Origin of the sequence: Microbacterium sp. Yaish 1 (assembly GCF_002245215.1) — a bacterium.
Taxonomy (GTDB): Bacteria; Actinomycetota; Actinomycetes; order Actinomycetales; family Microbacteriaceae; genus Microbacterium.
In genome coordinates, this window is record NZ_NPMR01000001.1 from 1,142,312 (window position 1) to 1,158,411 (window position 16,100).

Below are 16,100 nucleotides of genomic sequence, written 5' to 3' on the forward strand. Positions count from 1 at the left end.
GCGATCCGGACACCGCGCTCGCATCATTCCCGTTCCGCGACGAGGCCGCGGCGTTTGAGCCCGAGGTAGAGGACCTCGATCACGCTTCCGCCGACCGCCACGACGACGAGCGTCACGACGAACATGCTCCCGCCCGGGAGGGACAGGGCGAAGAAGGTCCGCGCGAACGGCACGAGGAACACCAGTGCCGTGAGAGCGAGCATCGAGGCCACGACGAGCGCCCGCCAGCGATCGAGCGGCCGGGCGAGCACCGTCAGCACCCACAGCGACAACAGCAGGATCGTCAGGGTCGCCGCCGTCCGCGCCGTCGCCAGCCGGTCGCCCGAGGCGAGCCCCAGGTCGGGACCGGACATCGCGATCGTGTACACGGTGAGGATGGCCGCCGTGATGGTGATCCCCGCGGGGATCGAGAACATCAGCACCCGGCGGAGGAATCCGGGGCGATAGCGTCGCCGGTTCGGCATGAGCGCGAGGAAGAACGCCGGAATCCCGATCGTCAGCGCGCTGACCACGGACAGCTGCCGCGGCAGGAACGGGTACTGGAGCAGGAGGATGCCCACGACGAGCGAGATGGTGACCGCCTGTGCGGTCTTGGTGAGGAACAGGTTGGCGACCCGCTCGACGTTGGCGATCACACGCCGCCCTTCGGCGACCACCCCGGGCAGACGCGAGAAGCGCCCGTCGAGCAGCACGAGCCGCGAGACCGCGCGCGTGGCGGCGGCACCCGATCCCATCGCGATGCCGATGTCGGCGTGCTTCAGCGCCAGTGCGTCGTTGACCCCGTCCCCGGTCATGGCGACGACATGGCCGCGCCTCTGCAGCGCGAGCACGATGCTCTTCTTCTGCTCGGGAGTGACGCGGCCGAGGACGTGCTCGCGCTCCAACACCTCGCCGAGTTCGTCGATGTCCTGCGGCAGCGCGCGAGCGTCGTAGCCGCGGGCCGCGTTCGCGAAACCGACGTCTCGTGCCACCGCGGCGACCGTTCGCGGGTTGTCGCCCGAGATGATCCGCAGCCCGACGCCCTGCTCGCGGAAGTACGCCAGCGTCTCCGCGGCATCCGGTCGCACCCGCTCCCGGAACGTCAGCAGCGACACGGCTCGCAGCGAGTCGGCGAGCCGGTCGCCGGTGATCGGATCCGCTGTGTGAGCGAGCACCAGGACCCGCAGCCCGCGGTCCGACAGCTCGGCCGCTCGGGCGACCTCCGCGGCGTGCGCCTGCGAACCGTGCAGCACGATCTCCGGGGCGCCCAGGACCCACCATCCCGCCTCGGGATCGCGCGGGTCCGCCGTGCTCCCGGGCGCGGGGGCGCGGAACATCACGGCGCTCCACTTGCGCCCGCTGGTGAACGGCACCGTCTCGATCCGATCGGTGCGGGGCGGTTGCGCGAACGTCGACGCGAGCGACGCGGCCGTCGCGTTGGCGTTCTCGTCGGCGCCGAGCCACGCCAGCACCCGCTGCGATCCGGCGACGTGCGTGACCGGGATCTCCTCGTCGAAAGCCAGCACCCCCTCGGTGAGGGTTCCGGTCTTGTCGAGGCAGACGACGTCCACGCGGGCGAGGCCTTCGACGGCCGGCAGCTCCTGGATGAGCACCTTGCGCCGGGCGAGCGTCACCGCCGCGAGCGCGAACGAGATGCTCGTCAGCAGCACGAGTCCCTCGGGGATCATGGCGACGATGGCGGCGACCGCGGCGACGAGGGCCTCTCGCCACAGGTCGTTGGTGAAAGCGTGGCGCCAGCCGCCCCCCGCCTGCATCTGGCTGTTGACCACGAGCAGGATGATCGGGATGAGAGCCCACGTCACGCAGAGAACGATGCGGTTGATCGCGCCGCGGATCTCGGAGCTGACGAGCGAGAAGCGCTTCGCCTCCGCGGTGATCCGCGACGCGAACGATTCCGCGCCCACCCGGTCGACCCGCGCGGTCCCCGATCCGGCCACGACCGCCGAACCGGAGAGCGCGTGGTCGCCGGGCATCTTGTCGATCGGATCGGACTCACCGGTCAGCAGGGACTCGTCGATCTCGAGCCCGTCCGCCGACAGGACGACGGCGTCGGCCGGCACCTGGTCTCCCGTGCGCAGAACCAGCACGTCGTCGTACACGACGTCGGCCACCTCGATCTCGGCGACACGACCCTCGCGGAGCACGCGCGCGTGCGGGGCGTTGAGCACTGCGAGCCGGTCCAGCGTGCGTTTGGCCCGGTACTCCTGGATGACGCCGATCGCGATGTTCGCGACCACGATCACGCCGAAGAGCGCGTCGGGCCATTTCCCGACGGCGAGGACGACCGCGAGACAGATGCCGAGCACGACATTGAACAGCGTGAAGACGTTCGCTCGCAGGATCTGACCGATCGTCCGGCTCGAGTGATCGGGCGACGAGTTGTCGAGTCCGGCATCCCGTCGCTCGGCGACCTGCGCCGCGTCGAGGCCGGTCCGCGCGAGCGAGGCGCCGTTGATCGGAGCGAGGTTCGCCCGTGCGACGGCCATCGCCTCGAGGTGATGGGCCTGACGGACATCGGCCCGGGTGGGCTTCGCCGCGGCGGCTGATTCCGCTTCGTCGCGTGGGCGCCCGTCGCTCACGTGCTTGGCCATCCCCAGGTCCTTTCCGCTGTGCCGCCCCCTCCGGCGACGCGTGAAACCGACGCTCCCAGCCTGCGGTATGCGCTTATGAGCCCGCTTGGGCCCGCGAGCGCCGCCGCATCCGGAACACGGCCGCGGTGATCGTGAGCGCGCCGACCGCTGACGCGCCGACCCACAGCGCGCCGGCCGCGAGCCCGGCCGATGCGACCCCGCCGCACACGGCTCCGACCGCGACCGCCGACCACATCAGCAGGTGGCGCGACCAGCTCCAGCGGTCGCCGCCGCGGAGGGCGCGCACGATGCCCTGCCCGACCTTCACGAGGGCGCCGGTCATGTAGGTCACCCCGAACGAGACGTCCTGCCGCTGCGCGAGCACCGTGTTGGCCGCGCCCATGCCGAAGGCCAGCAGCGAGCCGGCGATGGGCGGCGCCGCGGTGGGAGCCAGCACGGCGGCGAGCGCGACGGCGACCGTCATCGCACCGAGGATGTGGACCGTGCGGTCGGTCTCCGGTGACGTGAGGGCGCTCCCCGCCATGACGCCCAGCACGAACGAGACGATCAGGGCCGCAGCCAGGCCTGCGGCCGCCGCGTCGAGGTGCGAGAGATCGACGGCCAGGCGCGTGGTGTTGCCGGTCATGAACGAGACGAAGTAGCCGCCGAGCAGGATGAAGCCGCACCCGTCGAGGTATCCCGCGACCAGGGCGAGCGCGACCGCGACGGTCAGGCGTCGCGCACTGAGCTGTCGGACCATGCGGCCAGTCTGCTCCTCCGCGGCGCAGCCCCGCGGAGAATCGGCACTGATGTCTGCTTCCGGTTCCTCTTCCGACGCGCTGTCCGGCCTTGACTTCGGCGCACGCGACGTGCGCCGGCTCACCCGGGGAGATGTGGATGCCGCGGTGCTGCGCGCAGCAGGACTCGACGACCTCGTCGATCGGCTGTCGCGCCAGGGGGCGGCGGCGAGCGACGCCGCACGGCGCAGCGTCACGGCGCATCTGCGTGAGCGGTTCGGCGCACGCGATCCGCACAGCGGGGCCATCCTGCGCGTCGTGTTCGCCCTGCTGCTCCTCTCGGTGCTGCCGGTCGGCATGCTCAACGGCATCCGTCTCGGGATCGAGAACACCGTGGTTCCCGGCGCGGTCGTGAGCGTCGTCGTCGGGGCCGGTGTCCTCGCGGCGGTGGCGGCCGCCGGGGTGCAACCGCTCGGGCGACCCGTCGCGCTGCAGACCACGCTGCTCGCCGTGCTCCTCATCGCTGCCGCGGGGGCGGCCTGGGCGCCCACCGGCGGCTGGGTCAGGCTCGCGTACCTCGCCGGAGCCGCGATGGGGGCAGCCGCCGCGCTCATCGTCCGGATCGTTCGGGCGCGCGGCAGGTCACTGACCGCCGCCGTCGACGACGGGGTCGAGGTCGCCCACCTCGACGCGGCGGCGGAGATCGCCGCCGAGCGCGACCAGATGATGGCCGATCTCGCACACGAGCTCGACGGGCGGCCCGACGTGGCCGACCTGGTCCAGCGCCGGAGCGCAGCCATCGCCGAGCTCCGCTCACGCGGCGGCACGATGGCGGCCGACGAACCCGGCACTCCCCCGGGCGGCTACATCATCCACGAGCAGACGACGCTGTGGATTCCCCCGAGCCGCCGCCCGTAGCCGCGGATCGACGATCACCCGCCGCAGCCTTGGTCGCGCAGCCAGGCGCGCGCCTCCCCCTCGGCTCCGGATGCCGCGGACTGCTGATCCGGCTCGATGCTCTGCTCGTCGTAGTTGCGCCCCGTCCGGTCGACGTAGGCGCTCTCGGTGAGCACGAGCGTCGCGCCGTCGTAGAGCACGGCGCTCACGTTCGCGGAGGTGTAGCCGGCGCTCGGCGCGCCGAACGTGCGGACGCCGTCGAGCCCGCGGAACGAGGCGAGCACGGCTTCGCCGCTGGATGCCGTCCATTCGTCCTGCAGCACCGCGATCGGCACGCCGGTCGCCTTGCGGCGGTCACCGACGTCGACGAAGACGCTCCCGCCCAGCGCGACGCCGTTCGACCTGACCGTCACGGCGGAGTCACCGCCGTGACGGTCGCGGAACGACAGCGCGGGGCCGTCGGGCAGCAGCGCTGTGACGCCCGAGAGCATCGGAAACATGTTGCCGCCGGTGTTCCCGCGCAGGTCGACGATCCACCCGCACGTGCCGGCTGCAGCCCGGTCGATCCCGTCCGCGACGGTCATCGCGTAGGCCGTCTGGTCGTCCGCGTCGGGGGAGATCATCTCCGGCAGGACGACGGTGGTGACGCCCGCCTCCGAGGCCACCACTGGTGCGGCGGCTGACGCGGCCGCGTCAGCCGCGCCGTCCTCGCCCGCCGGGATGAAGCGCGAGTGCGGCCCGCCGGCGATCGCGACCGCCTCGTGGAGCGCGGGATAGAGGTCGGCGTACGTCGACGCCCGGGCCGCGGCCTCGAGGACCGCGGTTCGGGCCGCCGGCCACTCGGGGCTGTCGGTGTGGTACCCGTTGTCGAGGCGCCCGACCGCGATCTCGGCGTACTTCTGCACGGACGGCGGCATCAGGTACACCCCGAACCGGGGCCCGTAGACATCGATCGCGAACACTCCCCCGCCCGCGACCGCGGCGAGCACGCCGACCGCGACGGTCGCCCCGACCACCCGCCGTCGGCGGCGACGGCTCCTCTGCTCAGGACCTGCTGTTCTCGTGTTTCTCGACCGTGGCACTCATCGATCGTTTCAACCGCGCGCCGCGAGCACATCGCCTCGGCGATGTAGCCGTGCGGGCCGACGTCATCCTCGAGAGTGAGGCATCCGGTCAATCCGTGGCGGCGAGCACCACCTGCGCGAACGCGTAGGCGGCACCGGCCAGGGTCGCCCAGACGGCCAGCGAGAGCACGATCGCGATGACGATGCCGCGCACGACGTCCACCCCCTCCCCGGTCCGGTCGTCGCGGGGCTCGCCTGGGGCGTCATCACCGAGGGTGGTCAATTGCGTCATGGTCGCGCCTTCTCGTCGGAAGCGTTCCGACCAGAGCACACGCGGCGCCCCGTCGGTCTTTCCTCGGAGAGACGAGCGATGCGGCGGATCGTGACGCCGATCGCGCCACCCGGCATCAGTTCGCGCTGAACGGCGTCGCGCTCCAGGGTCCGAAGTCACGTGTCCGCGGATTCGCGTATCTCAGGTGCAGGACGTGCTCGCCCGCGGGAACGGCGAGGTACTCGTTCCACACGCCACCGTCGGGAATCGTCAGCGTCTGCACGGTGGCGCTGCCCGGCAGCATCCGCTGGATGACCGTCCCGGCCGGCGCGGTCAGGCGGAAGACGAAACGGGCGCCCTCGACCGTCTCGGCCTCGACGGGACTCGCAGGCCGCGGCGGTTCGTCGACCACGTACGGCATCGCCGCGGAGGGACGCGACGCGACGCCGTCGACGATCTGGACGACGCTCACCTCGCCGCGCCCCGCGCGGAGCTCGGCCGCGCGGGCCGTCCAGCGGCCGCGCGCGTCGGCCCGCGTCTCGCCGACGACCTGACCCGCGTCGCCGATCAGCGTGATCCGTGCACCGGGGGCGGCGTCCGTACCGGTGATGGTGGGGAACATCCGGCTGTCGATCTGCGAGATCGCCGCGGTCGGGGCCGCGATCGCGTCCTCGCCGCGCGGAGGAGCGATGGGGATGAGGGGAGCGGCGGGATCCGGCACAGCAGGGAACGGCGCTGGCACCGGTCGCGCCGGCCTCGCGGGTGGCACCGCGTCGACGCTCCCGCCGGCCGGCGGGGTCGGAGACGGCGTCGGGAGTCCGGCTTCCTCCCCCTCCTTCTTGCCATCCCGCACGCCGCTCGGTTCGGGCGACGGGCGCGGGCTCGCCACATCGCCGGGGGCCGAGCCCGTGGCCGGGGGCCCGGCGACGGGCTCCCCGGTCGACGCCGTGATCCCCCACAGCGCCACCGCGGCCAGCGCGAGCAGGCCCGCCACGGCGGCCGTGATCACGAGCGGGCGTCGTCCGAGGCCGGCGCCGGAGCGCGGTACCGCCGGGATCGTGTCGGCGGGCCCCAGCGTGGCACCCGCCCCGAGGGCGAGCGGCATCGATGCGGCGGGGGCGCTGGAGAGGTACGTCGCGGCGCCCGCCGCCCCCGCGACGACCGGCAGAAGCACGAGCGCGAGCGTCTGCGAGATCGCCTTCGCCTCGTTCAGCGCGGCCGTGCACGACCGGCACGTCAGCAGGTGCTGGTCCACACGCTTGCGGTCACGAGCGGACAGGCCGTCGCGCGTGTAGGCGCCGAGGTCGGCGACGATCGGACGGCACTCGTCCGATCGGACCCGCGTCAGCTGTGCGCTCACCCAGGCATCGCGGAATCCGCGTTTGGCGCGCAGCACGAGCGCCGAGGCCCCGTTCGCAGAGATCCCGAGCACGCTGCTGAGCTGGCGCGGCGGCAGGCCGTCCACCTCGCTGTACCAGAGGGCCTCCCGCCACCGGTCGGGCAGCGACTGGAACGCCTCAGCCGCGGCGAGATGGTCCTGCGACCTCACCGCGACCTGCTCACCGTTCAGGACACGGTCATCGACGATGAGGTCGAGATCCTCGTCGCCGGACTCCCGGCGGGAGCGGGAGCGGTAGTGGTCGCGGGCGACGTTGCGCACCGACGCGATGAGGTACGGACGGAAGGCGCCCGCAGGTCCTTTCCCCCCGCGCAGAGCCCGAAGCAGCTTCTCGAAGGTCTCCGCGACGATGTCGTCGGCGTCGAGACCGGAGAAGCCGCGCGCCACGGACAGCGCCGTCCCCGAATGAAGCCGCCAGAGTTCGCCGAAGGCCCCCGTATCGCCCGCACGGACGCGGTCCAGAAGGGAATCGTCTCGCGACCGTGTCGTGTCGTCCCACGTCGTCATGTTTCCTCACCGACTCTCGTGCGCACCGCGCTCATCGCCACGCAAGCGGCGGCCGCGGGAGGAACCCGCGACCGCCGCTTGCGTCGACCTCAGCTCATCACGCGGATGCAGCCTCCTGGCGTCGACGCGCGATCAGCCAGACGCCGAGCATCACCAGGGCCAGGCCCGCGATCCCACCGCCGATCCAGAGCGCGCCGCCGGTGACGGCCAGGCCGGGCGGGACCACCACGGTCCGCGTCGAGCAGTCGCCATCCGTCGAGTTCGCGACGCAGTTCGACCCGGAACCGTCGGGCGTCACCACGACGTTGCGGATCTCGCCCACCGAGCGCAGCGTGACCGAGTACGTCACCGTGATGCTCTCCCCGACTCCGACCGCGCCGGACCACGAGAGCACGGGGCTCTGGTACACGGCACCGTTGGTGGCGTCGCCGTTGTACGAGGCCACGCGGAGCGCGGAGGTGAGGTCGTCGGTGAACGACGCGGGACGCTCGTCCGTGTAGGCGACCTGACCGGTGTTCGTCACGGTGATGCTGAAGGTCACCCGATCGCCCACCGTGGCTCGCTCCGACGAGACATCCTTCGTCACGCGGTAGCTCGCGATCGGAGTATCGGTCTCGCACGCGCCCTCGCAGCGGCTGCCCGGGGCGTCGCCCACGACCGTGTTGCGCAGTCGTCCGTCACCGGTGGAGGGCTGATTGACCGTCACCGAGTACGTGATGGTGACGCTCTCGCCGATCTCGAGCGGGCCGGACCACGCGAGCGTGGTCCCGTCGACCTCGGCTCCGGACGTCGCGTCGTCGTTGTACGTCGCGTCATCCAGCACGCCCGACAGGTCGTCGCGGACGGATGCCGGCGACTCGTCGGTGTACGCGACCTGGCCGAGGTTCTCGACGACGACCGTGTAGGTCACGGTGCCGCCGAGCGTGACGTCCTGGACGTTCGCCGTCTTGGTGACTCCGTAGGTCGCGACCGGCGTCTCCGTCGTGCACTGACCATCGAGGCACTCGCCGCCCGGGCTGGACGGCGCCACGACGTTGCGCATCTCGAAGTCGCCCGACACCGGGTCGTCGACGGTCACCGAGTACGTGACCTGGATCGACTCGCCGACGGCGAGGGGGCCAGCCCACGTCAGAGTGTCACCGGTGACCTGCCCGCCGAGCGAGACGTCGCCGTTGTAGCTGGCGTCGTCGAGCACACGCGAGAGGTCGTCCGTGAACGACGCGGGGTTCTCGTCGGTGTAGGGCAGCGCTCCCGTGTTGGTGACGGTGACCGTGTAGGTCACGGTGTCGCCGGGAAGCGCCGTGCCGGGCGAGACCGACTTCGCGATGGCGTACGACGATGCCGGGACGTTCGCGACGCACGCGGGGTCCGTCGATCCTTCGACGCAGTTGCCGCCCGAGCCGGGGGGCGTCACCACGGTGTTGTCGAGGCGCCGATCACCCGTCGCCGGGTCGTTGACCGTCACCGAGTACGTGATGGTCACCGTCTCGCCGACGCCGAGCGCACCCGACCAGCTGAGCTCCGGCGCCGTGTACGACACTCCTGCCCCCGACGTGCTCGTCGCATCGCCGTTGTAGGTGGCATCGTCGAGCACGCTCGAGAGATCGTCGGTGAACGAGGCGGGATCATCCGCCGTGTACGCCACCTGGCCGGTGTTGGTGACCTGGATGCTGTACTCGACCGTGTCGCCCGCGACGACCTCCGTCGTCTCGGTCGACTTCACGGCCCGGTAAGCACCCACCGGGGTGGTCGTCTCGCACACGCCCTCGCAGCTCCCGCCGGGGCCCGAGGGGGTCACGGCGTTACGGAGATCGAAGTCGCCGGTCACGGGGTCGTCGACCGTCACGGAGTACGTGACCTCGATCGACTCGCCGACGGCCAGCGGGCCGGACCACGTCAGGGTGCTGCCCGACACGGTCGCCCCGTCGGTGGCGTCATCGTTGTACTTCGCGTCATCCAGGACGCCCGACAGGTCGTCCGCGAACGTCGCGGGCTCATCGGCCGTGTAAGCGACGTCGCCCGTGTTGGTCACGGTCACCGTGTAGGTGACGACACCGCCGGGACGGACGGTCTCGGCGTCCGACGACTTCGACACGGTGTACGACGCGACAGGCGTCTGCGTCGTGCACGCGCCGTCGGGGTCGCAGCTGCCACCCGGGGTCGTCGGAACGACGGCGTTCACCAGCTGACGGTCACCCGAGAGCGGGTCGTTCACGGTGACCGAGTACGTGACGGTGACCGACTGCCCGATGGCGACCGGGCCGGACCACGTCAGGGTGTTCTCCGCCACGGAACCCCCGGGCGAGACGTCGCCATTGTAGGTCGCGTCGTCGAGGACCCCGCTGAGGTCGTCGTCGAAGGATGCCGGGTTCTCGGCGGTGTAGTCGACCTGCCCCGTGTTCGTGACGACCACCGTGTAGGTGATGACACCACCGGCCATGACCGACTCGGCGCTGGCCGTCTTGTTCACGGTGTACGACGCGACAGGCGTCGTGGTGCCGCAGGCACCCGGCAGGCACTCGCCCGTCGGGTCGGCCGGGACGACCACGTTGCCCAGCACCGAGTCGCCCTGGGTCGGATCGTCGACCGTGACCGAGTATGTGACGTCCACGGTGGCACCGACGTCGAGGGGGCCGGACCACGACAAGGTGTTCCCGCTCACCGAGCCGCCTGCCGACACGTCGTTGTTGTAGGTCGCGTCGTCGAGCACGGCCGAGAGGTCGTCGGTGAACGAGGCGGGATCGGTGTCGGTGTACGCCACCGCTCCCACGTTGGTCACCGACACCGTGTAGGTCACGACCGATCCCGGCGTCGTGGTCTCGACGTCGACCGACTTCGCGATCGTGTACCCCGCGATCGGAGTCACGGTGCACTTCTCCGTAGCCGGGTCGCATGGACCGCCGGGCGGCGTTCCCGGCGGAACCAGGAAGTTGGACGCCTGGTTGTTGCCCCGGTCGTCAGCAGCGTTCACCGTGGCCGTGTAGGTGACTTCGGCGACGGCTCCCGCTGCAAGCGTTCCTCGGATGGCGAGGATGCCGTCGGTCGGGCCGGCGACCGTCACCGAGGCCGTGTCCGACTCTGCGGCGCCGGTCAGGGTCGCGTCATCCAGAACGTCGCTCAGGTCGTCGTCCTGGGCCACGTCGACCGTCGTGGCTCCCGTGTTGGTCACCCGCACCGTGTAGGTCAGTTCGGTGCCGGTGCGCACCGGCGACTCGGATGCCGTGACCGACTTGGTGTAGGCGACACCGGTGATCGGCGTGCTGGTGCAGTTCGGCTGCTCGGCGTCCGTCGGCACGCATTCCCCGTTGGCCGGGGGCGTCTGCCCCGGGGCCAGGAGGAAGTTCGAGGCGACGCTGTCTCCGCGCTGACCGTCGGGACGCACCGTGACGGTGTAGGTCACCGTCGCGGTCTCGCCCACCGGGACGGAACCGGTGACGGAGATCCGCGCACCGTCGCGGACCGCCGTGAGGCCGTTCGCGCCGGCCGGCTCCGCGGTGACGTCGGCGTCGTCGAGGACGTAGGTGAGGTCGTCGACCGCGTCGACCGTGGCAGGAGCCTGGCCGTCGTTGTCGAAGAAGAGCGTGTAGGTGATGGTCGATCCGGCCACGACCGGGTCGGACGAGGCCTGCGCGCTCTTCCACTGGCTCAGCGATGCACCGGGGATCTGCACCCGGTCACAGCTCTGCGCCCCGGGGAGGGTCTGATCGGCCGGCACGCACGCGAGGTTGCGCAGGATCTGATCGCCCTCGCCCGTGTAGGTCACGGAATAGGTGATCGTCGCCTGCTCACCGGCCGCGAGAGGTCCGCTCCACGAGAGGGCGTTCCCGGAACGGGTGACCGTTCCGGTCGACGCGCTCAGCGAGGCGTCGTCGAACGTCGCGTCGTCGAGGACGGCGCTCAGGTCGTCCGTGGCGGTCGCCGGCTCGGCGGCGGTGTAGGCACCGGGGCCGGCGTTGCGCACGACGATCGTGTAGGTCGCCTGCTCGCCGACGGCCGGGAGCTCGGTGGTGTTCGCAGACTTGTCGACGGTCAGACGCGGCAGATCGAAATCGCTGACAGCGCACGGCTGTCCGGTCGCGTCGTCCACGCCGCCCGTGGCCGGCTCGCAGCTCGGCGGAGTCGTGATGCCGGGGTCGCCCGGCACCCACGCGACGTTGCGCACCGAGCCATCGCCGCCCGCCTTCAGCGTCACACTGTAGGTGATGTCGACCGACTGTCCGACCGCGAGGGCACCGGACCACGACACGCGCGGCTGCTGATAGGCCAGCGTGCCGGCACGGGATGCGGCGGCGTCGTCGTTGAAAGTCGCGTCATCCAGGACGCCCGACAGGTCGTCGAACACGACCGCCGGGTTCGCCGTGGTGTAATCGCCGGCTCCGGTGTTCGTCGCGCGCACGGTGTAGGTGATGACATCGCCCGGACGCGAGTCAGCCGTCGCGTCGGAGGTCTTCGTGACGGCGAGCGCCAGCGCGCACGACTGGACGCTGTCCTGGTTGTTGGCGGAGTTCGGGTCCTGCTCATTGCCGGCGACGGTGGCGGTGTTGGTGATGCACGCTGGCGGCGACACGTCGGTGTCGGCCGTGATCGTGAAGGCCTTGCTCTCACCGACGCCGAGACGGCCTCCGGTGACGGTGACGGTCGAACCGGTGGGGGTCCACCGGACATCTCCGGTGACCTGGGGGTTACTCAGGCCCGTCGGCAGGACGTCGGTGACGGTCCAGCCGCTCGACACGCCCTGCCCGTTGTTCACCACGGTGAACTGGTAGCTGATGCGCTCGCCGGAGGTGAATGTCGCCGGCCCGGTCTTGTCGATCGAGAGGTCGGCAGGCAGGCCGGGGATGGACGTGCCGTCGTTCCGGCTCGAGGACGGGCCCTCGATCTCCGATACGAGTCGGAAGGTGGGCTGCGCAGACGCACCGTTGGTGATTTCCAGCTGGTAGACGGTTCCCGAGTCGTTCGCCGAGAATCCGAGGTTGCCGTTGCCGAAGTTCCACGCCGCGCCGTACCCGCCCGGTGTGGCGGGGAACACGGCGTTGTACGTCACGGTGGCACCCGTGTTCACGTTGAGCCGCCGGATCTGGCCCGTCGTGCTCACACCCCACGCGTAGCCGTCCTTGAACGCGAAGTCCTGGACCTGAGGTGCGCTGTCCAGGGTGACGCGCCGAGCTATCGCTCCTGTCGTCACGTTGATGCCGAGCATCGACGTCTGCGGCGACGAGTCCGAAATGTAGTAGAGCCCGTCCGCTGGGTTGAACGCTCCCGAGAACCAGCGCGTGTTGGTGTTCCCGGTATGCGTGTAGACCGTCGTCCCGACGCGGGTGACGGTGCCGCCCTGGCCGATCCGGACGAGTGAGCCGGTGGGAATGCTCGCGTTGCCGATGTCGACCATGCCGTAGATGTAGTTGTCGGCGGGATTGAAACCGATCGCGTTGTAGTTCAGCGGCGCCGGGCCGCCCTCGTTCTGGAACGAGAACTGCCCCTGCCCGCCCGTGGTCTGAGCCCGCTGAAGTTGGGTCGGTACCTTCTGCGCGATGAAGACGACCGGCTCGCTGGGGTCGAAGGGGTCACCGGCCGCGGCGCTCGCCGGCAGGGGCGACGCCAGGTTCACGGCGACCAGCGTGGCCGCCGCGAGGCTCGCGGTGACGATCGACGCGACTGCTCTTCGCAGGCGCCCGCGCACAGGCGGCCTTCCCCTGCGCGTGGATCTCGCGGTGCTGTTCATCTTTTCCCCGTCCGTGCGTCGTCTCAGGCGCAGCGCGCCTCTGGCGTGCCTCCCAGCCGGAGCATAGGGAGGCCATCACCTTCTCCACGGACCGCTTCGCGAAACGTGACGCGGTTCTGGCGAGAACTGCGCGATTCGCGACGCCGGGGCGGCGTCGGTTGCGAGACCAGCGTCAGAGGGAGGGCTCGTTCGTCTTCCTCAGTGCCCGATGGAGGGACTGCCTCGTCCCGAATCCGGCCGCGCGTGCCACGGCGTCCAGTGTCATCGCCGGGTTGTGGCGCCGCAGCTCGGTCGCCGCCTTCAGCCGGATCTGGAGCAGGGATTCCGAGAACGTCCGGCCCTGCGCGCTCAAGACGCTCTGCACTGTGCGGGTCGAGACGCCCAGCTGACTCGCGACGGCGGATAGGGAGAGGGCCGGTGAAGCGTAATCGCGGACCAGGATCTCCATGATGGCGTGGGGCAGAGACAGCTCCGGGGCGTTCTCACCGATGAGTGCCGCGAGGATCGAGCACGCGACTTCGCACGCGGCGTCGGCCAGGGGCGAGACGCCCACCTCGGCCACCTCCGACTCGATGGCGCACAGAGCTTTGACGAATGTCGCCATCGGCCGGATCGAGGCCTCGCTGGCGCCGTCCCTGCCCAAGCGATCGAAACCCATCTGCCGCCGCGTGACGAAGTCGCCGGCATCCAGGCTGATGAAGACCAGCTCGGTCGGCTCGGCGGCCTCGATCGTGACCGGCGCGGTGCCCGGAGGAATCAGGAACGACGAGCCACGTCGAATGACGACCGGGGCGTCCGACACGACACGCAGAGCGCGACTCTCCGCGAGGATGGCTACGACGCGATCTCGGGAGTGCTCGTCGCGCGGCCACACCACCGTCGCAGCCGGCATCCGGGCGTGGACGAAGAGGTACTGCCCGATGCGAACGACGTTGGCACGTAGGAGCGCGTCGTCATCGCGCACGGACGCGAACCCGATGTTCGCCGACGACATGTACGACGTCAACGGCATCAGGCTCAGCAGGCTGTCTCGTCCGTCGGCGCGGAACCTGTTCAACTCGAACTCGCCGCGAGCGGCGTAGGGACGACGGTGTCGCATCCATGCCCCCTTCTTGGAGACCGACGGCAATGGTTACAGATCATTCTGTAATACATGTACGGCGCATGCTGCCGCTGTCGGGGCCTCGGGCGCTGTGGATTCGGAGCGCCCCGCCGATCGGATGGGAACTGGTCGATCGGCGGGGCACCGAAACGCAGTGGCTCGACCATCTCCGCCGACGCGGCACCCACGTCGACGCGGCGCGGCACTCAACGCACCGCAGAGCACGCGCAGGTCGCGCCTCTGGCCCGAATGAGTGAGCGCAGCGCTGGGGAGCATGTGTACGGGTGCTCCCCAGCGCCCTCCGAAGACGTGTTGCCAGGAGAGGGGAAGCGACGCGATGCGCACGAGGATCGTTCGACGGCCGACTCCCCCGTGGCGCTTCGTCGCGACGTGGATCGCGATCGTCGCGTTCGGCATGCTCGGGGCGGGGCTCGCCACCCCGGAGCGGGCCTCCGCCGCGGCGGGTACGGCGCCTCACTCGGCCCCGGCGATCGCTCCCATCGCCTCGTCGACGAGCGATGGTTCCGGCGCAGGCTCCGACCTGACCGCGCCGAGCGCCCCCTCATCGTTCTGGGTCGTTCCGTCGCTGCTCTCGGCCGTCGTGATCATCGTCGGCTTGATCTCCCGGCAGCGCGAACGCGCTCGCGACCGCGCCCCCGACGGCTGACCCTGGGCCGGGTCGCCCGCGGGCGGAGTCAGGGCAGCCGATCGACGAGCCGGACGGTCGGCGCGACGCTGACCGATGCCGGCAGAGACGGACGGACCGTCAGGGTCGCAGGCTCGGATGCGGTCGAGCCGTGGCCGTTCGTGAACACGATCCGGTACTCGGTCTGGTCCATGGCGAGCGTGGTCGGCCCGGTCGAGTATTCGGGCTGCGTCGCACCCGGGATGTCGACCCATTCGCCGCCCGCGATTCGCTGCTGCCACTGCTGCGTGCGGTTCGGTGAGACCGCGGGGGTGCTCGCCCGGAACACCGCATCGTGGCCGACGAGCGTCCGCACGTCGGCGGGATGGGAATCGATGACCGGCGCGGCGAGAACGGTGAGCAGCGCCGGGTCGCTGACAGCGCGGCCCAGGTGGGTTCTCGGCCACGGCCCGGAACCGGAGACCGTCCATATCCGCGGTGACGCCGTTCAGGAATAGGAGGTTGGAAGACAAAATGAGCTCTTCGAAGGTCCCGTGCTCGTACGTCTCCCAGAGCACACCATCCCGCGACATCTCCCAGGTCACAGCCAGCGAAGACGATCCCTCGATCTCCACTGCGTAGACCACGAAGGGCGCGACGTCTCCCGGCCGAACAACGAGATCCAACGGGTTCGTGATGAAATGCGGCGCGGTGCGAACCGTCAACACAGCGTGATCCGTGCTGACGGACCCCGCGGCGTTGGTGTGGACCGCACGGTACCGCCATCCGTTCATCTCGGCCGTCGTCGCCTCGACGCGGAGCGTGGTGCCGGTCGCCCTGACGATGTCGGACCAGGTCGCACCACCGTCGGCCGACACCTGCCACTGGGTGCGGACGCCGTCGCCGGAGGCGGAGGTCGTGAACTCGGCGTCGCTCCCGACGTCGACGATGACGTCGACAGGGTGCTCCTCCACGATCGGCAGATCGAGCACGGTCACTGTGAAGGCGCCGGCGGCGAACGGTTCTCCGTCCGGTGACAGCATCCGCATCGCGCCACCCTGCAGGACGGCTCCGGGGGGCGCGTCCTCGGACAGGCGCATCCGCATGAAGATGCCGTCGGGCATCGAGACGCTCGAAGAGACGGACCGCGCCGTGCGGCCGTCATCGTGAAGAGTGAAGGCGAGCTGTCCCTGAGACTGGTGCTGC

At 70.7% G+C, this 16,100-nt stretch carries 10 protein-coding genes; 2 read left to right on the plus strand and 8 right to left on the minus strand.

The features are described 5' to 3' along the window. Positions 1–23: 23 nt before the first annotated feature. Positions 24–2,591 (minus strand): HAD-IC family P-type ATPase, encoded by a 2,568-nt coding sequence (locus tag CI089_RS05395; RefSeq protein ID WP_256977522.1) that lies wholly within the window; start codon positions 2,589–2,591, stop codon positions 24–26. Between the two features lie 73 nt (positions 2,592–2,664). Beyond that, positions 2,665–3,330, minus strand: coding sequence for a YoaK family protein (locus tag CI089_RS16395; protein WP_179223236.1), 666 nt, complete (start codon positions 3,328–3,330; stop codon positions 2,665–2,667). A gap of 49 nt (positions 3,331–3,379) precedes the next feature. On the opposite strand from CI089_RS16395, the gene CI089_RS16400 reads away from it, so the two are divergent. Beyond that, on the plus strand, positions 3,380–4,225 hold the full coding sequence (locus CI089_RS16400) for a hypothetical protein (RefSeq protein WP_179223237.1): 846 nt from the start codon (positions 3,380–3,382) through the stop codon (positions 4,223–4,225). Between the two features lie 14 nt (positions 4,226–4,239). On the opposite strand, the gene CI089_RS05405 is transcribed toward CI089_RS16400, so the two are convergent. From CI089_RS05405 to CI089_RS05425, 5 genes are all read right to left on the minus strand, one after another. Then, positions 4,240–5,220, minus strand: coding sequence for a S41 family peptidase (locus tag CI089_RS05405; RefSeq protein WP_218823015.1), 981 nt, complete (start codon positions 5,218–5,220; stop codon positions 4,240–4,242). A 157-nt stretch (positions 5,221–5,377) separates the two neighbouring features. Continuing rightward, positions 5,378–5,560, minus strand: coding sequence for a hypothetical protein (locus CI089_RS05410; protein WP_094260580.1), 183 nt, complete (start codon positions 5,558–5,560; stop codon positions 5,378–5,380). A gap of 115 nt (positions 5,561–5,675) precedes the next feature. Next, complete coding sequence (locus CI089_RS05415) at positions 5,676–7,445, minus strand: sigma-70 family RNA polymerase sigma factor (RefSeq protein WP_094260581.1); 1,770 nt, start codon at positions 7,443–7,445, stop codon at positions 5,676–5,678. Positions 7,446–7,542: 97 nt separating this feature from the next. Next, entirely contained in the window at positions 7,543–13,125 is a 5,583-nt protein-coding gene (locus tag CI089_RS05420; RefSeq protein WP_179223238.1) for a DUF7927 domain-containing protein, read from the minus strand. 214 nt (positions 13,126–13,339) lie between these two features. Next, on the minus strand, positions 13,340–14,266 hold the full coding sequence (locus CI089_RS05425; protein WP_094260583.1) for a helix-turn-helix domain-containing protein: 927 nt from the start codon (positions 14,264–14,266) through the stop codon (positions 13,340–13,342). 340 nt (positions 14,267–14,606) lie between these two features. On the opposite strand from CI089_RS05425, the gene CI089_RS05430 reads away from it, so the two are divergent. Continuing rightward, positions 14,607–14,936 (plus strand): hypothetical protein, encoded by a 330-nt coding sequence (locus CI089_RS05430; RefSeq protein WP_094260584.1) that lies wholly within the window; start codon positions 14,607–14,609, stop codon positions 14,934–14,936. 28 nt (positions 14,937–14,964) lie between these two features. On the opposite strand, the gene CI089_RS05435 is transcribed toward CI089_RS05430, so the two are convergent. Beyond that, positions 14,965–15,270 (minus strand): hypothetical protein, encoded by a 306-nt coding sequence (locus tag CI089_RS05435; protein WP_094260585.1) that lies wholly within the window; start codon positions 15,268–15,270, stop codon positions 14,965–14,967. Positions 15,271–16,100: the final 830 nt, after the last annotated feature.